We start from the raw sequence: 24,430 nt of genomic DNA on the forward strand, positions 1-24,430 counted from the left end.
TTTATTATAAGTTAACGTTAACAAATATTTTGAGGTAGTATGTAATTATATTAACTTAACTCAATTTGAACGAAGGTAATGTTATGAATACTGCAATTGATAAAGCAAACCAAGCTGTAGAAAAACTAGAACAACAAATAAATAAACAGTATTACCCTCATTTTCATTTAGCACCACCAGCTGGCTGGATGAACGATCCCAATGGATTAGTTTATTATAAAGGGCAATATCATGCCTTTTACCAACATCATCCTTATGATGAAAATTGGGGGCCGATGCATTGGGGTCATGCGGTGAGTGATGATCTGATTACATGGCGAAGATTACCTATTGCTATTGCACCCGATCATGATTATGACCAAAGCGGTTGTTTCTCTGGTTCAGCCGTAGATAATAATGGTGAACTGTGTTTAATTTACACTGGTCATATCTGGCTAAATGGTCAAGGTAATGATGAACATATTCGTGAAACCCAATGTCTTGCTACCAGTAAAGATGGTATTCATTTTGAAAAACATGGTACTGTGCTGACACCAAAAGAAGGGATTATGCATTTTCGTGATCCTAAAGTTTGGCAACAACAAGGAAAATGGTGGATGGTGGTTGGGCAACGAGAAGCCAATGACATTGGGCAAGTATTGCTTTATCGTTCTACTGACTTAAAAGATTGGATATTTGATCAAGTACTTATCAGTGATATTGATCCTAATGTTTATATGCTTGAATGTCCTGACTTTTTCCCATTGGGTGATAAATGGATCTTGATGTTTTCACCGCAAGGCATGCACGCTAAAGGTTATCAATATCGTAATCGATTCCAATCGGGTTATATTGTTGGCGATTGGCAACCTGGTAAACCATTTACCGTCATTAAATCATTCCAAGAGATGGATTTTGGTCATGATTTTTATGCACCACAATCATTTCTTGCCGCTGATGGTCGCCGAATTGTATTTGCATGGATGGATATGTGGGAGTCAAAAATGCCAAGTAAACACGATAAATGGATGGGGGCATTTACTTTACCACGTGAATTAATCCTCGATCGCCAAAACAAAGTTCGTAACCGACCAGTGAAAGAACTTGAAGCTTTGCGAGAAAAACCGCAATTATTAACCAATATCACATTAAATAATGAATTAAAAAATACCGATATCGAGTCAATTAGTTGTGAACTTAATGTTGAAATTGATTTAGCCAATAGTAATGCCGAACGTTTTGGCTTACAACTCGCTGCCACCTCAGATGGTAAACAAGCTACATTATTGTATATTGACTTGCAATCTAATCGACTGGTTCTTGATCGAAGCCTTTCTGGACTCGATTTAAAAGGTTATCGCAGCGTGCCATTACCAAGAAACAAAAAAGTAACATTGCATATTTTTGTGGATGCATCATCAGTCGAGGTTTTCGTCAACAAAGATTTATATAGTCTTTCAAGCCGTATTTATCCAAAATTACCAGCTACACGTTTAATTAATTTATTTGCTGAAAATGGACAAGCAAGAATTAGCAAATTAGAAAGCTGGCAATTAAAATCTATTTATCAGTAATTGATAATAAAAACCACCATAATATGGTGGTTTTTTTACTCTAGACAGATTCTCTTGCTAAATAAGGCGATGGGATATGCGTGACATTTTTTTCGCTTAGGCCATTAATGATATGTAATGCAGCGGCTTGTCCTATTTCGTAATGAGGTAATTGCACGGTAGTTAGTGCAGGATAAAAAAGCTCACCAGTGCCAACCATATTATCATACCCAAGAACGGCGATATCCTTCGGTATATGAAACCCTTTGCTAAGTAAAAATTGATATGCAACAAAAGCGATGCGGTCATTACCGCAGATCAATACATCAAAATCAGGTTTTTTAATACAATGTTTTGCTAAGATCTCTACCGTCATCATATACTCTAACGCAAGATTATCAGGGGATATAGACGTATGATAGCTTTTGATATCCGCTAAATCATTACCTGCATCTAGCCATGCTTGTTCAACCGCTTTACGTCTAATTTTACCGGCTAAGGTATTTTCTGATAAATAAATGCAAAGTGGTTTTTTATAGCCTTTGTTGATCACGTTTTGCATGGCTTGATACTGACCAGAATAATCATCAGGAATGTAACAAGCAAGTTGTTCTGAATCACTAATACAATTGGCTAACACTAGATTCTTACCTAATAGTTTTTCAGGTAGTTCAACTTTTCTTAATCCCATTGTGGTATAAATAATACCATTAGGCCGATAAGATAAAAGCGTATTAATCGCATGATCTGCATCTTTATCATCAAATAAATTGACGATAAATGTATTCCAACCATGTTGCTGTGCCGTTTTTTCTATTGCTTGAAGTAATTCAACTGAAAATGGTGTCGTTGCCGTTTCTAAGGCCAACACGCCAATAGCATGTGGCCCTGAATTATCACCTCGAATTTTACGTGCTGATAAGTCAGGCACATAATTTAATTCTTCAATAGCTTTCTTCACTTTTTTATAAGTTTGTTTATTTAATTTTTCAGGATTATTGATCGCTCGAGACACTGTCATTAATGAAACAGATGCCAGTTTAGCCACATCCTTTAGTGAAGCCATAGTTGGATCCTTTTACTCAGCATAAAAACAATTAATATTTAGTTAGTGTGATGATACCACAAATAAAAATGATAAAAAGTGTGAGGAAAGTAACATTTATGAAATCTGATTGTATCTATTTTATTTCAATTATGGTCATAATGTTAACATTAACATGTTAACGTTAAACTAACCAATAGAAGAGAATGAAAATGAATATAGATATGATAAAAAATAAAAATTATTGGTTCTCATCAGGCTATCTTATTACCTTTTATGCTGCATGGTCGCTTTGGTGGTCTTTTTATGCGATTTGGCTTAAAAGCAAAATTGGATTATCTGGAGAACAACTAGGGGTTGTGTATGCAGCTAATTCGGCTGCAGCCATGTTTTTTATGATCTTTTACGGTATCATTCAAGATAAATTACAGATAGGAAAAGCGGTTGTTACTTTTCAAAGTATCATGATGATACTGATTGGCCCTTTTTTGATTTATGTTTATGAACCCCTATTAAGGCAGGATTTTATATTAGGTGTTTGTATCGGCGCTCCGGTATTAAGTGCGGGCTTTATATCGGGCAGTGCTTTAATTGACTCATTTATCGAGCGGATAAGTCGTTTATGTAACTTTGAATTTGGACCAGCAAGATTTTGGGGCTCATTTGGCTATGCTGCTGCGACATTTGTTGCCGGTATTTCATTTGGCATTGATCCACATATTAACTTTTGGCTCGCTTCTGGCGTCGCAGCTATCTATTTCATCATCAATTTATTTTTTAAACCTACACAAAAATTATCGGTAAGCAACAACAAACCGCAAATAATAGTACCAAAGCCAAATATTCCAACAATCAGTGAAATATTATCACTTTTTGCTCTTCGTAAATTTTGGCTATTTGTTGTGTTTATTATTGGTACTTTCAGTTTTTATACCATTTATGATCAACAGCTATTCCCGAATTTTTACACCAGCTTTTTCGAAAAAGAGGAAACTGGTTATAAAATTTATGGTTATTTAAATTCATTCCAAGTTTTTCTTGAAGCAAGTTGTATGATTATAGCACCTTATTTTATTAATAAATTGGGAGCTAAAAAATCACTATTAGTGGCGGCATTAGTTATGATTTGTCGAATTGGTTTATCAGCAAGCTTAGATAATGTCTACCTAGTCTCTTTGGTCAAACTATTTCATGCAATTGAAATTCCACTGTTTATTTTAGCTATGTTCAAATATATTGTAGCTAATTTTGATACCAGACTTTCAGCAACACTTTATTTGGTTGGCTTTAATATTTCATCAAATTTAGGGGTTATTGTGTTGTCAAAACCTGTGGGTAAATTATTTGATAATCATGGTTATTCAACGACTTTTTATATACTAGCTAGTATCGTGCTAATCATTTCATGCATCGCAATATTTACGTTAAGTGATAATAAACAAGCAAATAATCAATAATAACTCAATAATTGAATAGAAATGGGAACTGTGGGTTCCCATTTCACAAATTATCATCTGTTTGTCCATTAAAGCTTGCGTCTATCCATTGTTTGCGAAACAATACTAAATATTATGACTAATGTTTAAATCTATATAGGTATTTGGCGTGAATACAAGCAAAAAAATTGTTAAACCAGCTATGTTGTGGCAAACAATTCGACAAGAAGCATCGAAGCTGGTTGAAAGTGAACCAATGTTAGCGAGTTATTTCCATGCAACATTACTTAATCATGAAAATCTAGGTAGTGCCTTGAGTTACATTTTAGCCAATAAACTTGCCACCCAAGTTGTACCTGCAATTGAAATCCGCGAGATAGCCAGACAAGCTTATCAGGCTGATGATAATATTATCCATGCCGCCATTACCGATATTCTAGCTGTGTACGTTCGTGACCCCGCCACGAATTACTATTCAACGCCATTGCTCTATTATAAAGGTTTCCTCTCATTACAAGCTTATCGAATTGCACACTGGCTTTGGAAACAAGATCGTAAATCATTAGCAACCTTCTTACAGAGCCAAATTGCCATTGTTTTTGGTGTTGATATTCATCCGGCAGCCCAAATAGGTTGTGGTGTTATGTTTGACCATGCAACAGGTATTGTCATTGGTGAAACGGTAGTGATTGAAAATGATGTCTCTATCCTACAATCAGTTACTTTAGGAGGCACCGGTAAAGAGAATGGCGATCGTCATCCGAAAATTCGTGAAGGCGTCATGATTGGTGCCCATTCGACAATATTAGGGAATATTGAAATTGGCAAAGGCGCTAAAATTGGTGCCGGTTCAGTAGTTCTAGAGCCTGTACCAGAACATACTACTGTGGCAGGTGTGCCAGCTAAAATCGTTGGTTGTCCTGACTGTGATAAACCAGCATTAAATATGGATCAAGATATCTAACTGCAAAAAGAAATGTTGTATTCCGTTGCTAACCAGCAACAGAATACAATAATTGAATATTATGATTGAGAGTTTACATTTACATCCATAGTTGGATATGGAATGTTGATACCATTTTCAGTTAAGCCATTTTTAATATTTTCAAGCAGTTCAGCCTTTACTGGCCCATAATTGGCATTGAGAGTCCAAACTAAAACATTAAAATTCATCGATGAAGCATCCAATAAATCCAAACGAATAATTGTATCTTTACTGGTTAAGATATTATTTGTTTTATTCACTGCTTGATTTAGAACTTGATAAACCTTTTGAATATCTGAATCATAACCAACATTAACGACTAAATCTAAACGTCTTTCCGGCAAACGGGTATAGTTAATAATATTGGCACTAACTACTTGTCCATTTGGAATAACAACAACTTCATTAGTTGGTGTAATGATAGTTGTTGAAAAGATTTGAATAGAATCAATCACCCCTCTTTGGTTATTAATAACCACTGTTTCACCGACTTTAAAAGGACGAAAAATAATTAAAATCACGCCAGCAGCAAAATTTGACAAAGATCCTTGTAAGGCTAAACCAACAGCTAAACCGGCGGCACCAATCACAGCAACAATTGATGCTGTTTGGACACCAAGTTGTCCCAATACAGCAACGAAAGTCATCACTATAATGGCGTAATAGGATAAAGAGCTGACAAATTTAACTACGGTTGGATCAACATGACGATTGGTTAATATTCTTCTTAATTGGCGAGCAACAAATTTAGCAATGGTTCGGCCAATAAGAAAAATAAGAATAGCAAAACAAAAATGCGCTACATAACTTAATACTACCCCATCATATTTTTCTATAAAGAATAGAATTTGATTGGTTATATTTTCAAAATTCATGAAATTATCCTCTATAATAATAACAGAAATAGTTAGAACGATAATTGTTAGTGAGTCGAATTAAACTAACTGTTTTGCTAATAAAGCCCAACGGGTTTCAAAGTTTGTTGTGGGTAAATACTTAAAACCTGAACGAGAATAACGTGCCATCATTCCTTCACAAAATGCAAGTAACTGACCAGCCAAAATACGTTCATCAGTGGTAAAAGCGATACCTTCACGAATTTTTCTTTCTCGTATGACTTGCTTTATCTGGGTTTCGATTCGTTCAAATAATTGACTAATTCGATCTTGCAATTGCTCTTGCTCAAACATTAATGCATGCCCAGTCATGATACGAGTCAAACCTGGGTTCTTTTCAGAAAAACCAAGTATTAAGGCTAAAATAAGTTGCAGTCGAACAAAGGTATTCGGTTCATCTTGCATAATAACATTAATACGAGAAAGCAAAATATCTTCAATATAAACAATTAAGCTCTCAAACATTTTCGTCTTGCTGGGAAAATGTCGATACAATGCAGCTTCAGAAACACCAACTGTTGCAGCTAATTTAGCCGTTGTGATTCGTTGCGTACCTTCATTAGATTCAAGCATAGTTGCCAATGCTTGGAGTATATCTTCTTTACGATTTTTATTTTTGCTACTCACGATTATTTCTTACCTGAATGCCCAAATCCACCTTCACCGCGTGTTGATTCAACAAAATCATCAACAATATTAAATTCAGCTTGCACGACTGGCACAATAATTAATTGCGCAATTCTATCGCCCGGTTCAATAACAAATGGAGTTTGGCTTCGATTCCAAACTGGCACAAATAATTGACCTTGATAATCAGAATCAATTAAACCAACTAAATTACCAAGAACAATACCATTTTTTGAACCAAGTCCTGAACGAGGTAACACTAATGCAGCTAAGCTAGGATCAGCAATATGCATAGATAAACCAGTTGGAGTTAAAATCGTTTCGCCTGGTTTGATTTCGGTAGTTTTATCAAACATTGCTCTTAAATCGATACCTGCTGAACCTTCGGTTGCATAAGTTGGCAGTGGAAACTCATTACCTAAACGTTTATCTAATACTTTAATATCAATTTTTCTTTTCATCATGACTCGCTTTATATCGTGTTATAACTGCTTGAAGTAACTGTTTTGCTAATTGTTGTTTACTGCTTAATGGTAACGTTTGTTCGCCATTTCGCCAATAAAGGGTTAATGCATTTTGATCAGAGTTAAAACCTATATTATGGTCTGATACATCATTAGCACAAATCAAATCTAAATTTTTTGTAGTTAATTTTTTAAGGGCATAGGTCTTTACATCATTCGTTTCAGCGGCAAAACCAACGACAAATGGACGGTGTTCTTTTAATCCAGCAATACTGGCAACAATATCCGGATTTTTAACTAATTTAATCACAAGTTCATTGCTATCATCAGTTTTTTTAATTTTATTTTTAGCAATAGTCTCTGCTCGATAATCGGCAACAGCCGCACAAGAGATAAAAATCGCAGATTTTTCTGCCAAAACCAATGCTTCATCATACATCTGTTTAGCACTTTTTACATTAATGCGATTAACATTATTAGGTGTTGTTAAATTAACGGGACCACTAATTAAGTTTACTGTTGCCCCCATTTCGGCTGCCGCTTTTGCAATGGCAAAACCCATTTTACCAGAACTATAATTACTGATATAACGGACTGGATCAAGCTCTTCAATGGTAGGACCAGCTGTGATGGTAATGGTGGTTCCAGCTAGTTCAGAATTAGCTAAAAAATAGTTATTAATATTTTCAACGATAGTTGTCGGTTCAACCATGCGGCCAGGACCAATGTCACCACACGCTTGAAAACCATCATCTGGACCTAAAACTAATGTATTGCGTGATTCTAATGTCGCTAAATTTTGCTGCGTTGCGGCAGCTTTATACATCTGTTGATTCATCGCTGGTGCGATGATAATTTTGGCTGGCGTTGCAAGACAAATCGTCGATAGCAGGTCATCGGCAATACCATTTGCCATTTTAGCAATGATATTCGCTGTAGCCGGAGCAATTAATACTAAATCAGCCCATTTAGCTAATTCAATATGGCTCATTGAAAGTTCAGCAGCAGGATCGAATAACTCTTTTGAAACTGCATTACCAGACACCGCTTGTAAAGTCATTGGTGCGACAAAATGGCTAGCGGACTCAGTCAACACAACTCGTACTTGTGCACCAGCCTTTTTTAAATGGCGGACAAGATCTGGACATTTATAAGCAGCAATGCCACCCGTTATGCCTAATAAAATATTTTTACCAGATAAGCTCATAATTCTAGCTATCCTCAGTCCAAAATTAAAGTCGTTATATTACCATAATTAAATTAGATAATAAGTAACTCTTTCGCATTGGCTAATGTCGCATCTGTAATTTTATCGCCGCCCAATAACCTAGCTAACTCATTTAAGCGACCATTTTTATCTAATCTTTGCATATCAGTCGCTGTCTGTTTGCCATTTGTTTGTTTACTTACAAAGTAATGTTGATTAGCTTGACCAGCTACTTGTGGCAAATGTGTCACAGTAATAACTTGAGTTGATTCACCAAGTTGTCTTAATAACTGTCCCACTTTAGCGGCAGTAGGTCCGCTAATACCAACATCAATTTCATCAAAAATCAGTGCCGGTGTATCCATTTTTTGTGCTGTTAAAACTTGTATAGCCAAAGCAATACGAGATAATTCACCGCCAGATGCGACTTTAGCTAAAGGTTGTGCAATTTGTCCTGCATTGGTACTAACTAAAAAGGACACCTGATCTGCACCATCTTCATTTAAGCGGTTTTCATCGAATGTTATATCAATACTGAAATCACCATTTGGCATAGATAGTTCATGCATAGTAGCCGATACTTTTTTAGCTAGTGTTTTGCTAGCTGTTAAGCGTTTTTGGTGTAATTTAGTTGCTAATTCTACAGCAATTTGTTGATATTTTTTGATCTGCTCTTTTAATTGCTCACCTTGTTCATCTTGCTGATTAATCTGTTTAAATTCATTAAGTAAACTCTGATGTAATTCAGGTAACGCTTCCGGTGACACATGGTGCTTACGTGCCAAAGCAATCTGTTTTGATAAGCGTTGTTCAAGTTGCATAACTCTTGCCGGATCCAACTCTAAACTTTCACTATAATGACGTAATTCATAGCAAGCTTCTTTAATTTGGATAGTGGCTTCTTCTAGCATTGCCGAAACATTATTTAAGGATGGATCTAATGCAGCTAAATCATTAATAATATGTTTAACACTATTAAGCATATTACTTACATTGTACTCATCAGCTTCGTCGAGTAACATCATCGATTGTTGACTAAGGTTAATTAGCTGTTCACTATTGGCTAACTTCTTATATTCCTCATCAATTTGTTGATATTCTCCTTCAATCGGCGAAAATTCATTTAATTCTTTTAACTGATATTGCAATAATTGAACATGTGCATCACGTTCTTGTTTTGAGGATTGATATTGTTGATAAGCTTGGCTAGCCGTTTTCCATTGCTTATAGGCCTGTTGCATTTGCGATAATAAGTTTGGTTCATGCATATAGTGATTAAGTAATATTTGTTGATAATCACTTTTTAACAAACGCTGATGTTCATGTTGGCCATGAATTTGAATTAGCATTTGTCCTAAATCTTTTAATTGTGAAATTGGTACAGCTCGCCCATTAATAAATGCTTTAGAACGCCCATCTTGATTGATAACTCGTCGTAAAATACAGTCATTGCCTTCATCAAGTTGATTTTCAGTTAACCATGCATATGCTGCTGGCGTATCATCAAGTACGAAACTAGCTGAAATATCTACTCGTTCCGCACCATTACGAATGGCTGAGGCATCAGAACGATTACCTAAACATAGCCCTAAGGCATCAATCGCAATCGATTTACCGGCCCCTGTTTCCCCTGTAATTGCGGTCATCCCTGTTGTAAAATCAACTAACAACTGATCGACAATAGCAAAATTATTAATAGTAAGTTGAGTTATCATAATAATTAAATAAACACATGCAACTGATTAAAATTAGTACGAGTATATCAACAAAAACACTGTAAATAAATACAGCTTTTTAAATAAAATTACAATTTAATTTTATTATTTTAACTAGAATTACGTTGCTATCTAGATTTTACCTTGCTTGCAAAACTGATCTTTTGCTTAATAATTAAGCAGATAGATAAAAGGGAGTCATCAATTGATAAAAAAATAAACCATTGATAACAACTGAATCAATGGTTTTAATCAATCATTAGTTTATAAATAAGTTGATATTATAGTTAGTTAATATAATGAACTAATCACTTCATAAATTAGTTGTAAATTTAATATCACCAGCGAAATAGTCGCGACCCAACCTAAAATAATAGTTAACTTACTGTTAACAAACTCCTGCATAATTTTTTTATTTGAAGTGACTAAAATTAAAGGCACCATGGATATCGGTAAAGCAATGCTTAAAAATACTTGGGTATAAACGAGTAAATTCTCGACAATATTTTCTCTATCTCCCCAAATATAAATGCATAAAATAACCGGAACAACTGCCAATCCACGACTAAGTATTCGTCTTGCCCACAGAGGAATCGATAAATTGATAAATCCCTCCATAACAATTTGCCCTGTCAATGTACCAGTAATTGTTGCATTTTGACCAGATGCTAGTAATGCAACAGCAAATAAAGTAGCCATAACTGAACTCGCTACTGGTCCCACCATGTGTGGGTCTTTCAAAGCATCATAAAGTTGGGTGAATCGCCCCAATTCATCAGGATTATTGCCATAAAAGAGCGATGCACCAAGAATTAATAATAAACAATTTATAATAAATGAAAATGACAACTGTATATTGGAATCAATAGTTGCATATCTGATCGCATCTTTTAAGCTAGTTTTATTTTTTCTATCATATTTTCGAGTTTGGACAATAGATGAGTGAAGATATAAATTATGTGGCATAACTGTCGCACCAACAATGCCCAGAGCTATGACTAACGCCGAATCATGCCCTTTAATTGAGGCAGTAAAAATATCTGACCGAGGAATAAAACCATTTATAATGTCGCTAAATTCTGGAGATGCTCTTAAAACCTCATAAGCGAAGATAATAAATATTGTCGCAATTAAACAAAAAACGATAGCTTCTATTTTTCTAAAACCAAAACGCATTAGAATTAACAAAATAACCACATCAAATACCGTTAATAAAACACCAATTAATAATGGAATATCAAATAATAGGTTTAAGGCAACAGCACTACCAATTACTTCAGCAATTTCTGTGGCAATAATAGCTAATTCAGTGGATATCCATAAACAAAAAGCTATTTTTCTACCAACCATCGATTTAGTTGCTTGTGCAAGATCCATGCCTGTAACGATACCTATTTTTACACACATCGCTTGTAACAACATGGCTATCAGGCTAGAAATTAATATTACTGATAGTAGTAAATAACTATAAAGAGCCCCACCTTGAATTGAGGTTATCCAATTACCAGGATCCATATAACCAACAGCAACTAAAGCCCCTGGTCCAGAAAAAGCCCACAGTTTGCGAAAAAAACCAGCATTGGGATTGGGAATATGAACAGTATTATTAATCTCTTCAAGACTTACTGTAGATATTTTTAACATAATTAAAACCTCTAAATGGATATATCGGCATTATATATGATAATGATAATGAGAATCATTATCAATTAATAACTACTCATTTGCGGTTCTTTTTAAAAATTATGATGATAATATGTATTATTTACATTTAAACGAGTATATTATTTGTTCAAGATTAGTTTATATAGGTATGGCTATACCTATTATGACTGATTAAAGATACAGAAGTCCATCCCAAATCGTTATCACAAAACTAAACAATATCGTTTTAGGTAACCGATTATTTTATAAAATAATCAGCAGTGTTAAGTAGCAGTAAATTGATCTAAATTATTGTGTATTCTCGTTTGAAAATCTATTAAATATAGTAAGGAATAAGTCACATGTTTGGAAATAAAACAAATCGTCAAATTATCATCTGGACAACAATTATTGGTGGTTTTATAAGTTCATTAGTAAAGTGGGGATCTGAAGTTAATATGCCTCCTCGAGTTCCTGGTGAAATTTCACCACCAGCGGCACATATTGATGCTTGGCTTGGTTGGTTAAACATCAATTCTCACTCGCTTGATTATATTTATCAAGGAACCAATGTTTTGGGTGCAGTCACTCTTTATCACTGGTTATTCAGTTTCGCTTTTGCTTTTGTTTATGTATTTATTGCTTATTTTTGGAATAAAATCCGACTTTGGTACGGGGCATTTTATGGGCTAATTATTACTGTTGTCATGCACGGGTTTTTAATTCCTTTATTAGGTTTCCGCCATCCTGCTTACGCACCAGAAGGAACAATTGGTTGGTTGTGGAATTTAAATGGCTATGAATTATGGAGTGAAATTTTAGGCCATATTTATTGGGGTGTTTCTATCGAGATCTGTATGATTGCAGTACTTGCGCACTTTTCCAGACCAATCCGAGGCGAATGGCGAAAATAAATGTTGTTTACTCCCCCCTTCTATCTCGATCAAGATAGGAGGGTTTGGAATCTTAATTATATAAATTAATTATTAATCATTTTTGTAAAATATTTAGATTAATCTTCTCTACTCTTTCCACTTTTATATCACTAAGTTGTCGCTCAAGTCGTTTTGATTAACGAGATTTCTTTGTTTTTTTCACCATGAAATTATTTACCGGAATAAAAATAATAACCGCAGACAATAAGCCAACCGGAAAATAATCAAACCAATGTTTACGTGACTTAAATAGGTAATACAGAATATTGACATTACAGTTAAAAAAGAAAAAAACTATAATAAAAAAGTTCAGAATCGACTGACCAGTCATAACAACACTATGGTCATTACCTAATGATGGACAGATCAATCCAAGTTCAATAAAGTAAATTAAACAAAGAATAATACACGTAGTAACTATTATTGATCATGATCTGAAATTTCTTATTATCTTATATGCAGTTATTAAATAAATATATCTAATTTTAATTTATGTAAAAATGCTAGATCATTTTGTTATAGTTAAAAACTATATCAATCCATAAAAAACTATAATTATTCAATATCAATTTTTTTTGTTATCTTTTTATCTACTAAAGAACTGCGATGAAATGAAAGGAAAATAAAATGAATACTGCTGTTATTGGATATCCACGTGTTGGTAAGCTTCGTGAATTAAAATTTGCTACCGAAGCTTATTTTAAAGGAAACAAAACTCAAGTTGAACTATTAAGTGAAGCAAAAGCGCTACGTGCAGAACATTTAAATCAACAAGCTGCTCAAAAAATAGCATTTATATCATCAAATGACTTCTCATTTTATGATGCAGTTCTAGACACAGCATGTTTACTAAATGTTGTACCAAAACGTTATCAAGATTTAGGTTTACCTGAACTCGATCGCTATTTTGCAATGGCGCGTGGTTATCAAGGTGAAAAAGGTGATGTGCGTGCGTTAGCAATGAAGAAATGGTTTAACACCAATTACCACTACTTAGTGCCTGAAATTGAAGATTCACTACAAATTAAAATCGCCAGTACAAAACCTTTTGATGAATATCAAGAAGCAAAAGCATTAGGTATCCAAACTAAACCTGTTATTATTGGAGCATTAACCTTTTTCAAATTAGCCCAATATTTAGGTAGCAAACAACTAGTTGATTTTAAAGCAGAAATTATTAAAGCCTATCAAGAAATCATCCAAAAATTCACGACACTTGGTGCTGACTGGATCCAAATTGATGAACCAATTTTAGTGACGGATCTTAGTCAACAAGATATCGCACTATTTAACGAACTTTATCAAGCTATTTTATCTGTTAAAGGTAAAACTAAAGTCGTATTACAAACTTATTTTGGTGATGTACGTGACTGTTATAAAGAACTTGTTGCATTACCTTTTGATGGTGTTGGTCTTGATTTTGTTGAAGGTAAACAAACTTTAGCCTTACTTGAAAATAATGGCTTTCCTGCTGAAAAAGTATTATTTGCAGGTGTTGTTAATGGTAAAAATATTTGGAAAAATGATTACAAAAAAACCTTAACTTTATTAGCTAAAATTAAACAAAAAGCTGCAAACGTTGTGGTGAATACTTCATGCTCATTATTGCATGTACCTTATACGTTACAAAATGAGACTAAATTAACTATTCAACAACGTGCTTATTTTGCTTTCGCTCAAGAAAAACTACAAGAACTTGCTGAATTAGGCCAATTACTTAATGAAGCAAATCCAGATAATAATGCCGCTTATAAAGCGAACCAAACACTATTTACCCGTGAGCGTGAAGGAGCTAACCAAGCGGTCCGCCAAAAAGTGGCTGCACTGAAAGAGTCTGATTTTACTCGTTTACCTGAGTTTTCAGTACGTGAAGCTGCGCAGAAAAAAGCCTTTAATCTGCCATTATTACCGACTACAACAATTGGTTCATTCCCACAAACGCCGGATGTACGTTTAAATCGTGCTAAATTCAAAAAAGGTGAAATTTGCCTAAATGAATACACTGAATTTAATAAGAAAAAAATTGCTGAATGTATCAAACTACAAGAAGAGATCGGTATTGATGTATTAGTTCACGGTGAATTTGAACGTAATGACATGGTGGAATACTTCGGTGAAAGCTTAAACGGATTCGTATTTACTGAAAAAGCGTGGGTGCAATCTTATGGTACTCGTTGCGTTAAGCCACCAATTGTTTGGGGTGATATTTCTCGTTCAAAACCAATTACTGTTGAATATTCAAAGTATGCGCAAAGTTTAACTGATAAACCAGTTAAAGGCATGTTAACGGGCCCTGTGACTATCTTAAACTGGTCATTCCCACGTGAAGATATCTCACAAAAAGAATCGGTATTCCAAATTGGTTTAGCGATCAGTGATGAAGTATTAGATCTTGAAGCGGCTGGTATCAAAGTCATTCAAATTGATGAAGCAGCATTAAAAGAAAAATTACCATTACGTAAAGCTGATTGGAATAGTGAATATCTAGATTGGGCAATTCCAGCATTTAGATTGGTTCACAGCAAAGTTCAAGCTGATACACAAATTCATACTCATATGTGTTATAGCGAATTTGCTGACATCATCAAAGATATCGATGCGATGGATGCTGATGTTATTTCATTTGAAGCATCACGCTCAAATCTTCAATTAATTGATGTACTTAAAGCTAATAACTTCAAAACAGAAGTTGGACCTGGTGTGTATGACATCCACTCACCACGCGTACCACCAGTTGCTGAAATCAAAGCAACTATTGAAAAATTATTAGCTAAAATTGATAACCAAAAATTGTGGATTAATCCAGACTGTGGTTTAAAAACTCGAGGTGAAAAAGAAGTAGTTGAAAGCTTAGAACACCTAGTTCAAGCAACCTTAGAAGTGAGAAAGACACTTAATTAACACTGTTTTTTATAAAGTTAATTAGCTTTGTCTGTCTTAATTACCGCCGCCTTTATAGGCGGCGGTAATGTCAGTAGAGTAAAAAAGATAGCAAAAATGGATGGTACCAATGAAAACAAATTTATTATTTAACCAAAAAACAGTATTTTCCTTTGAGGTTTTTCCACCTAAAAAAACGTCACCATTAGAGACAATTTATAGCACATTACGCGAATTAGGTTATTTTAAACCTGACTTTATTAGTGTCACTTATGGTGCTGGTGGTAGCTTAAATGGCCAAACTACAATTGATATTGCACATTCGGTTAAACATACTTATGGTATTGAAAGTGTCGCACATTTACCGGGGATCAACTTCGACAAAGCCGAAATGCTAAAAATTCTTCACGACCTCAAATGTGCCGGAATTGATAATGTATTAGCATTACGTGGTGATATCAGCCCCAATGTACCACCAAAAGATGATTTTCGTTTTGCTAGCGAATTAGTCACCTTTATTAAAGAAAATGGTGATTTTAATGTTATTGGCGCATGCTATCCAGAAGGGCATCTTGAAGCAGCGACGCTTAAACAAGATTTAATCCATCTAAAAGAAAAAGTAAATGCTGGTACCGATCAGTTAATTTCACAACTATTTTTTGATAATGACTATTTTTATGCCTTTTTAGATAAAGCACATGATATGGATATTAATGTACCAATTGAAGCAGGCATTATGCCAGTTACCAATAAAAATCAGATTGAAAGAATGGTTTCAATGTGTGGCGTAAATTTACCTAAAAAGTTCAAACAGATGATGGAAAAATATGAACATCATCCGGATGCATTTCGTGATGCAGGTATTGCTTATGCTATCGATCAGATTGTTGATTTAGTCTCACAAAATGTTGATGGTATCCATTTATACACAATGAACAATAGTTACATTGCTAGACGTATTAGCGAAGCGGTATCAACATTACTTGCTGTGCCAAAATCTGCATAATGGTTAGTAATAAATAAAAGTGGGGAAAGATTTGGAGAAATTGGTTGCGGGGGCTGGATTTGAACCAACGACCTTCGGGTTATGAGCCCGACGAGCTACCAAGCTGCTCCACCCCGCGTCAAAGAGGTGGCTATATTATATCAATAAAATAATAAAGCAATACTTTTCTAGTCTAAACACCCTTTTTTTACGAATTACTTACCAAATAATCGCGTTTTTTATACGGTTTAGTATGCTTTTCTCAGTATTTTTTTACAACTAAACTTATTCTAGTTGATTATTCATTATGTTAATATTTGACCAATTAGCAAAATCATTAATTGGAAAAAGGGAAAAATATGTCAACTCAATATCATGGATCTTGTTTATGCGGTAAAGTTAAATTATCTGTGCCGTTTGCTAATACGGATTTTAGTGCATGCCATTGCCAAACTTGTCGTAAATGGAGTGCTGGACCTTTAATGACTTTAGCGCACAGTGGTGATTTAACGATAGAAGGACAAGAGAACGTTACCCATTTTAACTCATCACAATGGGCGGAAAGAGCATTTTGTAAAGAGTGTGGCTCTCATCTTTATTATCATTTAAAAGGTACGCAAAATTATTATATTGCTGCTTGGATTTTTGACGATATTAAGGATTTAAAATTCACGGCTGAAGTCTTTATTGATAAAAAACCAACTTGCTATGCGTTTGCTAATCAGACTCACAAATTAACTGAAGCAGATATTTTAGCAATGGCTGAAGGAAAGGCTTAAAAAATAAATTATAATTTAATCTATTTATAAAAAAAGACGAGCTATAGCTCGTCTTTTTGTTTATTGATAAAGTGCCTGTAACGGTATCACACTATCAGCAGGATCGTAATCCAGAGCTGCTGTCGTAGCATAAGCTGCATTCATAGTCGTATCGTAATGGACTTTATATTGGATAGCACTACGGCGTAGGATTTTAGATGCTTCAATAGCTGCACGACCTGAGGTTGTGTTAAGAATATAACTGTACTCGCCATTTTTAATATGATCATGGATATTTGGCCGACCTTCATTCTCTTTTTTAACGATTTGACAGCTGATACCAGCTTGTTGTAACAGTTTGGCCGTACCCAAGGTTGCATCAATCGTAAAACCATGCGCAATTAAACGTTTAGCTACTTCTAATAGTCTTGATTTATCTTGTTCACGAACTGAAAGTAATACTTTACCCGATTTTTTCATGTTAGATAAACTACCAAGTTGTGCTTTAGCAAAAGCTTCGGCAAACGTTTTACCAATTCCCATAACTTCACCGGTTGAGCGCATTTCAGGCCCTAAAATTGGGTCAACACCGCTAAACTTATTAAATGGTAATACTACCTCTTTAACTGAGTAATAAGGCGGAATCACTTCTTGGGTGACATTTTGCTTGGCAAGCGATTTTCCTGTCATCACCCGAGCTGCAATTTTGGCCAATGGTAACCCTGTGGCTTTCGAGACAAAAGGTACCGTTCGTGCAGCTCGAGGATTAATTTCAATCAGATAAACTTGATTATCTTTTACTGCAAACTGTCCATTCATTAAACCTTTTACATTAAGTTCAAACGCCAATTGTTTCGCTTGTTTTCGCAGTTCAGCTAAAATTTCAGGGCTTAAGGTATGAGTTGGCAGTGAACAAGCTGAATCACCCGAGTGGATACCGGCTTGTTCAATATGTTCCATAATGCCACCAATAACGATTTGTTCGCCATCGGCAATCACATCAATATCCACCTCAATGGCATCATCTAAAAAGTGGTCAAGTAGTACTGGCGCATTATTGGATTCACTTACTGCGGTTTTAAAGTAGCGCCGTAAATCTTGTTCATTGTAAACAATTTCCATTGCTCGTCCGCCTAATACATAAGATGGACGCACCACGAGTGGATAACCGATTTGCTCTGCCTTGATCACTGCGTCATCAATATCAGTTACAGTGGCATTAACAGGCTGTTTTAATATTAATTTATCGACTACTTCTTGAAAGCGTTTGCGATCTTCAGCTCTATCTATGGCATCAGGTGAAGTACCAATAATTGGAATTCCAGCAGCTTCAAGGGCTCGTGCCAATTTCAGCGGAGTTTGTCCACCATATTGTACGATCACGCCATCAGGTTTTTCAACGTGAGCAATTTCAAGCACGTCTTCAAGGGTAACCGGCTCAAAATAGAGTCTATCGGAAGTATCATAATCGGTTGAAACCGTTTCGGGATTGCAATTTACCATAATGGTTTCAAAGCCGTCTTCACGTAAAGCTAAAGCAGCATGTACACAGCAGTAATCAAATTCGATTCCTTGTCCAATACGATTAGGTCCTCCTCCTAAAATCATAATCTTTTTACGATTAAATTGTGGATTGGCTTCACACTCTTGTTCATAGGTTGAGTAAAGATAGGCGGTATCGGTTGAAAACTCGGCTGCACAGGTATCCACACGTTTATAAACTGGGTGAATATCATATTGTACGCGCAGATCTCGCACAGCTTGTTCTTGAGTATTAAGCAGTTTAGCAATACGAAGATCCGAAAAGCCTTTACGTTTAAGTTGCCATAAGGCCTCTTGATCAAGATCATGAATGGTTTGTTGCTTTAAGCGGTTTTCTATTTGTACTAATTCTTCTATTTGCACTAAGAACCAGCGATCAATATGAGTTAATAAAAACACTTCATTAACGGTAAAACCTGCGCGAAAAGCATCGGCTATATACCAAATGCGATCGCTACCAGCCTCTTGTAGTTCGTATCGAATTTTAGCAAGATTCTTTTCATCGCTAACATCATCGATTTTTTCATCTAATCCGCACGCACCGACTTCTAAACCGCGAAGTGCTTTTTGCATTGATTCTTGGAATGTTCGGCCAATTGCCATCACTTCGCCTACTGATTTCATTTGTGTGGTTAAGCGATCATTGCAACCGGCAAATTTTTCAAAATTAAACCGTGGGATTTTAGTCACCACATAATCAATAGAGGGTTCGAAAGAAGCAGGCGTTTTACCGCCAGTAATATCATTGGAGAGCTCATCAAGTGTATAGCCAACCGCTAATTTAGCTGCAATCTTGGCAATAGGAAATCCCGTTGCTTTAGAGGCTAACGCCGAAGAGCGTGATACCCGAGGATTCATCTCAATGACAATTAATCGTCCGGTTTGTGGATCAACCGAAAATTGTACGTTTGAACCGCCAGTTTCAACACCAATTTCGCGCAATACCGCAATAGAGGCATTACGCATGATTTGATACTCTTTATCTGTCAAAGTTTGTGCCGGCGCAACTGTTATCGAATCACCAGTATGAATGCCCATTGCGTCGAAGTTTTCAATCGAACAAACAATAATGCAATTATCGTTTTTATCGCGCACAACTTCCATTTCATACTCTTTCCAGCCTATTAGTGATTCGTCGATCAGGAGTTCATTGGTTGGAGATAAATCAAGTCCACGAGTACAGATTTCTTCAAACTCTTCTTGATTATAAGCGATGCCACCGCCGGTTCCGCCCATAGTGAATGATGGACGAATAATACAAGGAAAGCCCACCTGCTGCAGTACCACATAAGCCTCTGGTAATGAGTGAGCAATGCCTGAACGGGCGGTATCAAGCCCAATTTTTTTCATTGCCTGATCAAAACGTTTGCGATCTTCGGCTTTATCAATGGCATCGGCGGTAGCGCCGATCATTTCAACATTAAACTCTTTTAAAACACCCTGTTTTTCAAGTTCTAATGCACAATTTAATGCTGTTTGTCCGCCCATCGTTGGTAAAATGGCATCGGGGCGCTCTTTTTCAATAATTTTGCGTACACATGTCCAATGAATTGGCTCAATATAGGTGGCATCCGCCATTTCAGGATCGGTCATAATGGTTGCCGGATTCGAGTTAACTAAAATGACTCGATAGCCTTCTTCACGTAATGCTTTACATGCCTGAGCACCGGAATAATCAAATTCACAAGCTTGACCGATAACGATTGGACCAGCGCCAATAATTAGAATACTTTTAATATCTGTTCGCTTAGCCATGTTATTGCTCCTGCTTATAAATTTTAATTAATTCAATAAAGTGATCAAAAAGTGGCGCAGCATCATGAGGCCCAGGACTTGCCTCTGGATGGCCTTGAAAACTAAATGCTGGTTTTTGATTGTGATGAATACCTTGTAATGAACCATCGAATAACGATTTATGTGTAGCTCGTAAATGATTAGGTAAGGAATTTTCATCGACAGCAAAGCCATGATTTTGCGCTGTAATCATTACCCTATTATTTTCCAGATCTTTAACTGGATGGTTACCACCATGGTGACCAAATTTCATTTTGATAGTTTTAGCACCACAGGCTAGTGCTAACAGTTGGTGCCCCAAACAGATACCAAAAACAGGAATATCGGTAGTCAGAAACTGCTTAATCGCTTCAATGGCATAAGTACAAGGCGCCGGATCTCCTGGACCATTTGATAAAAAGATACCATCCGGATTCAGTGCCAGCACTTCATTTGCTGGCGTTTTAGCGGGAACAACAGTTAACTTACATCCACGCGCAACTAACATCCTTAAAATATTTTGTTTAACACCAAAGTCATAAGCAACAACATGGTAAGGTAGTTCACTTTCTGCTTTTGGGATTGGATACTCTTGTTGAATTGTCCATATACTGCTGGTCCATGTATAACTTTTACTGCACATCACATCTTGAGCCAGATCTAAACCACTTAAACCCTTATAATCTATAGCCTGTTGTTTAGCATTTTCTACATTATCAAGTAAGGTCTGTTTATCATTTGCGGTAATAATCACGCCATGTTGTGCACCTTTTTCACGTAAAATACGTGTTAAACGACGTGTATCAATATCAGCAATTGCAATCACATTATGTTTTTTTAAATAACTTGAAAGATCCATTTCGCTGCGATAATTACTTGCGATTAATGGTAAATCTCGAATAATCAATCCTTTTGCATAAACTTGCGTTGATTCGGCATCAGCACTATTGGTACCAACATTACCAATATGCGGATACGTTAATGTCACTATTTGTTCACAATATGAAGGATCAGTAAGAATTTCTTGATACCCTGTCATAGAAGTATTAAATACAACTTCACCAACAGTTTGGCCATCAGCACCAATTGATTTACCAATAAATTGTGAACCATCTTGTAAAATAAGGAGGGCATAAGTTTGCATGATTAAACGACCTTTTGATTAAATAATCAATAATTATGAATAAAAATTCAATTAATTGTTTTCTAAAGAGACAATATTTGGCCATTTTATTACAATTTTTTAAACAAAAAAAGCGATATTATAAAAAATAATTAAACAATAAAGTCTAATTTTTTAGACTATTCCATAATTTAACACCAATATCACATAAATATGAAATGTTTAACTTGAAATTGCATAATTATTCAAATAAAATCTTAATAATTTTTTACGGCTATTAGGAGCTCTGTATGCACGGTTTTTATCAACGTCATTTTTTACGTTTACTTGACTTTACTCCAGCAGAAATTAATCAATTGATTAATCTAGCTATTGAATTAAAAAAGGCCAAAAAACAAGGTACCGAAAAACAACATTTAGTCGGTAAAAATATTGCGCTTATTTTTGAAAAAGACTCAACTCGCACTCGCTGTGCATTTGAAGTTGGTGCATTTGATCAAGGTGCACAAGTTACCTATTTAGGGCCAAGTGGCAGCCAAATTGGACACAAAGAATCAATTGCGGACACAGCTCGAGTATTAGGCAGAATGTATGATGGCATTGAATACCGTGGCTATGGACAAGAAATTGTTGAAACCTTAGCTAAATATTCTGGTGTTCCAGTTTGGAATGGTTTAACCACTGAAGCACATCCAACTCAAATTTTAGCTGATTTTATGACCATGCAAGAACATATTGGTGAGCGAGCATTAAGCAGTGTTAAATTTGCTTATTTAGGTGATGCCCGTAATAACATGGGTAACTCATTAATGGAAGGTGCTGCACTTATGGGCATGGAAATTCGTTTAGTGGCCCCTAAAGCTTGTCAGCCAGAAGCAGAATTGGTACAAAAATGCCAAGAAATAGCTAAAACGACTGGCGCAAAAATCATTTTAACGGAAGACGTTGCTGATGGTGTTAAAGATGTGGATTTTCTATATACCGATGTTTGGGTATCGATGGGCGAACCAAAAGAAGTTTGGGACGAAAGAGTCAAATTATTAACGCCATATCAAGTAAATCAGGATGTCATCAATTTAACTGGTAATCCAGAAGTCAAATTTATGCACTGTTTACCAGCATTTCATGATATGAATACCACTGTTGGTAAACAAATGGCAGCTCAGTATGGTTTAAAAAATGGTTTAGAAGTCACAGATGAAGTCTTTGAATCTAAACATAGCATCGTTTTTGATGAAGCTGAAAACCGCTTGCATACGATTAAAGCAGTAATGGTTGCAACGTTAGCTAAAGACTAATAATATATTTGATTATCATCATTGCTTGCTTAGCTTAACTTGGCTAAGAAACTTTTTGCCGACCTAATGTCGGCATAATTTTATCAAAAGATTTTTATCATAATGACTAAAAAACAGCGCAATAAAGATTTTAAAAAGTACCTTAAGCTAACTAATCCCATTCACTTTTTGGCTGTTGGCTTAGGTAGTGGTTTATCGCCAATCATGCCGGGTACTATGGGATCATTAATGGCGATCCCATTATGGCTGTTATTCTACGGTTTAACGCCAACGTTATATTGGGTGTTTATTTTAGTAACCTTTATTTTTGGTTGTTTTGTTTGCCAAAAAACTTCAGATGATACTCATACTCATGATTCAGGCCATATTGTCTGGGATGAATTTGTCGGTATGTGGATAACTTTATTTTTTATTCCACAGATTTCGATTTTATGGGTAACGATTGCTTTTGTTGCATTTAGAATCTTTGATATGGCCAAACCTTGGCCAATCCGTTGGTTTGATAAACGTGTAGCAGGGGGATTTGGCATTATGGTTGATGATGTGATCGCGGCAATCTTTTCATCATTATCGGTTTATCTTTTAACCTTTATCATTTAAAGATAAATCTATCTTTAAATGATAATTTCAATATGAAAATAAGGGTTATTTAGCATAGCAACCCTTAAAACATTTTTTGTGACCAACCTAACTTACTCGATAAATTATTAAAATAATCATAGTCTTTAGTATGGATTAAATTAAATTCATAATTGGAGCGACGGATTATCACATCTTGGGTTGGCCTAACCGGTAAAATAATTTGGCTATCACAAGCAATATTAAGATCCAAAGCGGTAGTTGGAAATTTAAGATGAATAGGATCATCACTCTTAATCACTAAAGGTCTAACTGCCAAAGAGTGTGGAAACATTGGCGTAATAATTAACGCATCTAAATGTGGCGCCAGTATTGGCCCCCCTGCCGATAATGAATAAGCGGTCGAACCAGTCGGCGTGGCAATAATTAAACCATCAGCACGTTGTGAGAAGGCATTACGCTCATTGATATACACATCATAATCAATCATATGCGCAACAGTATTGGGGGTAACCACAATTTCGTTTACAGCAAAACCAGAATTAATCAATTGACCATCACTATAGATAGATACTTCTAGTAAAAATCGTGAATCTTCGTCATATTCACCTTTAATAACAGGTGTTAATTGTTCGATGACATGGTCGTGAGAAATATCAGTTAAAAAACCTAAATTACCTCGATTCACCCCAATTACTTTGATTTTATAGTGTGATAAGTGACGAGCGGAACGTAACATATTGCCGTCACCACCCACCACAATGGCTAAATCAGCTTGTTCACCAATAGTATCGAGAGATGCATAGACATTGCTAGGTAATTTAATATATTGAGCTAATCGATCTTCTACTAAAACTTCAATACCTAAGTTAACTAGCCAGTCATAAAGTACCTGATGAGTTTCTATCGCCTCTAATTTACGTGGAATCCCAACCAAACCAATACATTTAAATGGTCTACCCATAAAATATCCTTGTTCATTTTTGACTTAAGTATCATTATTTTT

The 24,430-nt window shown here is 35.5% G+C and carries 19 protein-coding genes and 1 tRNA gene; 9 read left to right on the forward strand and 11 right to left on the reverse strand.

The features are described from left to right. Positions 1–83 precede the first annotated feature (83 nt). On the forward strand, positions 84–1,553 hold the full coding sequence (locus B6C99_RS02135) for a glycoside hydrolase family 32 protein (RefSeq protein WP_086358317.1): 1,470 nt from the start codon (positions 84–86) through the stop codon (positions 1,551–1,553). A gap of 40 nt (positions 1,554–1,593) precedes the next feature. On the opposite strand, the gene B6C99_RS02140 is transcribed toward B6C99_RS02135, so the two are convergent. Further along, positions 1,594–2,598, reverse strand: coding sequence for a LacI family DNA-binding transcriptional regulator (locus tag B6C99_RS02140; protein ID WP_086321054.1), 1,005 nt, complete (start codon positions 2,596–2,598; stop codon positions 1,594–1,596). Between the two features lie 203 nt (positions 2,599–2,801). On the opposite strand from B6C99_RS02140, the gene B6C99_RS02145 reads away from it, so the two are divergent. Both B6C99_RS02145 and cysE read left to right on the forward strand, forming a co-directional pair. After that, entirely contained in the window at positions 2,802–4,034 is a 1,233-nt protein-coding gene (locus B6C99_RS02145) for an oligosaccharide MFS transporter (RefSeq protein WP_216819349.1), read from the forward strand. A 181-nt stretch (positions 4,035–4,215) separates the two neighbouring features. Beyond that, positions 4,216–4,977, forward strand: coding sequence for a serine O-acetyltransferase (cysE, locus tag B6C99_RS02150; protein ID WP_065579143.1), 762 nt, complete (start codon positions 4,216–4,218; stop codon positions 4,975–4,977). A 59-nt stretch (positions 4,978–5,036) separates the two neighbouring features. Here cysE and B6C99_RS02155 read toward each other — a convergent pair whose 3' ends face one another. The 6 genes from B6C99_RS02155 to B6C99_RS02180 form a co-directional block, all read right to left on the reverse strand. Then, positions 5,037–5,873 carry a mechanosensitive ion channel domain-containing protein gene (locus tag B6C99_RS02155; protein WP_086358319.1) on the reverse strand — a complete coding sequence of 279 codons (837 nt, stop codon included), beginning with the start codon at positions 5,871–5,873 and terminating at the stop codon, positions 5,037–5,039. Between the two features lie 60 nt (positions 5,874–5,933). Next, entirely contained in the window at positions 5,934–6,521 is a 588-nt protein-coding gene (slmA, locus tag B6C99_RS02160) for a nucleoid occlusion factor SlmA (protein ID WP_242650638.1), read from the reverse strand. A gap of 2 nt (positions 6,522–6,523) precedes the next feature. Next, positions 6,524–6,982, reverse strand: a complete 459-nt coding sequence (gene dut, locus B6C99_RS02165; RefSeq protein WP_065579119.1) for a dUTP diphosphatase — start codon at positions 6,980–6,982, stop codon at positions 6,524–6,526. Continuing rightward, a complete protein-coding gene (gene coaBC, locus B6C99_RS02170) occupies positions 6,966–8,195 on the reverse strand; it encodes a bifunctional phosphopantothenoylcysteine decarboxylase/phosphopantothenate--cysteine ligase CoaBC (RefSeq protein ID WP_086358320.1) in 1,230 nt (409 codons plus the stop codon). The genes dut and coaBC overlap by 17 nt, the downstream gene beginning before the upstream one ends. A 50-nt stretch (positions 8,196–8,245) precedes the next feature. After that, positions 8,246–9,907, reverse strand: coding sequence for a DNA repair protein RecN (gene recN, locus B6C99_RS02175; protein WP_086358321.1), 1,662 nt, complete (start codon positions 9,905–9,907; stop codon positions 8,246–8,248). 291 nt (positions 9,908–10,198) lie between these two features. Next, entirely contained in the window at positions 10,199–11,551 is a 1,353-nt protein-coding gene (locus B6C99_RS02180) for an Nramp family divalent metal transporter (protein ID WP_086358322.1), read from the reverse strand. A gap of 362 nt (positions 11,552–11,913) precedes the next feature. Here B6C99_RS02180 and B6C99_RS02185 point away from each other — a divergent pair, with 362 nt between their 5' ends. The 3 genes from B6C99_RS02185 (at position 11,914) to metF (ending at position 16,372) form a co-directional block, all read left to right on the forward strand. Next, on the forward strand, positions 11,914–12,465 hold the full coding sequence (locus B6C99_RS02185; protein WP_086358323.1) for a DUF1440 domain-containing protein: 552 nt from the start codon (positions 11,914–11,916) through the stop codon (positions 12,463–12,465). A 648-nt stretch (positions 12,466–13,113) separates the two neighbouring features. Beyond that, positions 13,114–15,387 (forward strand): 5-methyltetrahydropteroyltriglutamate--homocysteine S-methyltransferase, encoded by a 2,274-nt coding sequence (metE, locus tag B6C99_RS02190; RefSeq protein ID WP_086358324.1) that lies wholly within the window; start codon positions 13,114–13,116, stop codon positions 15,385–15,387. 109 nt (positions 15,388–15,496) lie between these two features. After that, the gene (gene metF / locus B6C99_RS02195) at positions 15,497–16,372 is read left to right on the forward strand and encodes a methylenetetrahydrofolate reductase [NAD(P)H] (protein ID WP_065613700.1); all 876 of its coding nucleotides are present in this window, start codon (positions 15,497–15,499) and stop codon (positions 16,370–16,372) included. Positions 16,373–16,413: 41 nt separating this feature from the next. Here the strand turns inward: metF and B6C99_RS02200 are convergent. Beyond that, positions 16,414–16,490 (reverse strand) — tRNA-Met (locus tag B6C99_RS02200). Between the two features lie 220 nt (positions 16,491–16,710). Here B6C99_RS02200 and B6C99_RS02205 point away from each other — a divergent pair. Next, a complete protein-coding gene (locus B6C99_RS02205) occupies positions 16,711–17,130 on the forward strand; it encodes a GFA family protein (protein WP_025316813.1) in 420 nt (139 codons plus the stop codon). Between the two features lie 60 nt (positions 17,131–17,190). On the opposite strand, the gene carB is transcribed toward B6C99_RS02205, so the two are convergent. Beyond that, positions 17,191–20,406: a carbamoyl-phosphate synthase large subunit gene (gene carB / locus B6C99_RS02210; RefSeq protein ID WP_086358325.1), complete on the reverse strand. Its 3,216-nt coding sequence runs from the start codon at positions 20,404–20,406 to the stop codon at positions 17,191–17,193. Position 20,407: 1 nt separating this feature from the next. Beyond that, positions 20,408–21,568, reverse strand: a complete 1,161-nt coding sequence (gene carA, locus B6C99_RS02215; protein ID WP_086358326.1) for a glutamine-hydrolyzing carbamoyl-phosphate synthase small subunit — start codon at positions 21,566–21,568, stop codon at positions 20,408–20,410. A gap of 269 nt (positions 21,569–21,837) precedes the next feature. Here carA and argF point away from each other — a divergent pair, with 269 nt between their 5' ends. Together argF and B6C99_RS02225 are read left to right on the forward strand one after the other, a co-directional pair. After that, a complete protein-coding gene (gene argF, locus B6C99_RS02220) occupies positions 21,838–22,845 on the forward strand; it encodes an ornithine carbamoyltransferase (RefSeq protein ID WP_086358327.1) in 1,008 nt (335 codons plus the stop codon). A gap of 102 nt (positions 22,846–22,947) precedes the next feature. Then, positions 22,948–23,445 (forward strand): phosphatidylglycerophosphatase A, encoded by a 498-nt coding sequence (locus tag B6C99_RS02225; protein ID WP_086358328.1) that lies wholly within the window; start codon positions 22,948–22,950, stop codon positions 23,443–23,445. Positions 23,446–23,509: 64 nt separating this feature from the next. Here B6C99_RS02225 and nadK read toward each other — a convergent pair whose 3' ends face one another. Then, positions 23,510–24,388, reverse strand: coding sequence for an NAD(+) kinase (gene nadK / locus B6C99_RS02230; RefSeq protein ID WP_086358329.1), 879 nt, complete (start codon positions 24,386–24,388; stop codon positions 23,510–23,512). Positions 24,389–24,430 lie beyond the last annotated feature (42 nt).

This window comes from Gilliamella sp. N-G2 (genome assembly GCF_002142215.1).
Lineage (GTDB): Bacteria > Pseudomonadota > Gammaproteobacteria > Enterobacterales > Orbaceae > Gilliamella.

Bases quoted from the DNA above. Each gene is read 5' to 3' on its own strand.
- B6C99_RS02135 (WP_086358317.1), top strand. From the start codon at position 84: ATGAATACTGCAATTGATAAAGCAAACCAAGCTGTAGAAAAACTAGAA.
- B6C99_RS02140 (WP_086321054.1), bottom strand. From the start codon at position 2,598: ATGGCTTCACTAAAGGATGTGGCTAAACTGGCATCTGTTTCATTAATG.
- B6C99_RS02145 (WP_216819349.1), top strand. From the start codon at position 2,802: ATGATAAAAAATAAAAATTATTGGTTCTCATCAGGCTATCTTATTACC.
- cysE (WP_065579143.1), top strand. From the start codon at position 4,216: ATGTTGTGGCAAACAATTCGACAAGAAGCATCGAAGCTGGTTGAAAGT.
- B6C99_RS02155 (WP_086358319.1), bottom strand. From the start codon at position 5,873: ATGAATTTTGAAAATATAACCAATCAAATTCTATTCTTTATAGAAAAA.
- dut (WP_065579119.1), bottom strand. From the start codon at position 6,982: ATGAAAAGAAAAATTGATATTAAAGTATTAGATAAACGTTTAGGTAAT.
- recN (WP_086358321.1), bottom strand. From the start codon at position 9,907: ATGATAACTCAACTTACTATTAATAATTTTGCTATTGTCGATCAGTTG.
- B6C99_RS02180 (WP_086358322.1), bottom strand. From the start codon at position 11,551: ATGTTAAAAATATCTACAGTAAGTCTTGAAGAGATTAATAATACTGTT.
- B6C99_RS02185 (WP_086358323.1), top strand. From the start codon at position 11,914: ATGTTTGGAAATAAAACAAATCGTCAAATTATCATCTGGACAACAATT.
- metE (WP_086358324.1), top strand. From the start codon at position 13,114: ATGAATACTGCTGTTATTGGATATCCACGTGTTGGTAAGCTTCGTGAA.
- metF (WP_065613700.1), top strand. From the start codon at position 15,497: ATGAAAACAAATTTATTATTTAACCAAAAAACAGTATTTTCCTTTGAG.
- B6C99_RS02205 (WP_025316813.1), top strand. From the start codon at position 16,711: ATGTCAACTCAATATCATGGATCTTGTTTATGCGGTAAAGTTAAATTA.
- carB (WP_086358325.1), bottom strand. From the start codon at position 20,406: ATGGCTAAGCGAACAGATATTAAAAGTATTCTAATTATTGGCGCTGGT.
- carA (WP_086358326.1), bottom strand. From the start codon at position 21,568: ATGCAAACTTATGCCCTCCTTATTTTACAAGATGGTTCACAATTTATT.
- argF (WP_086358327.1), top strand. From the start codon at position 21,838: ATGCACGGTTTTTATCAACGTCATTTTTTACGTTTACTTGACTTTACT.
- B6C99_RS02225 (WP_086358328.1), top strand. From the start codon at position 22,948: ATGACTAAAAAACAGCGCAATAAAGATTTTAAAAAGTACCTTAAGCTA.
- nadK (WP_086358329.1), bottom strand. From the start codon at position 24,388: ATGGGTAGACCATTTAAATGTATTGGTTTGGTTGGGATTCCACGTAAA.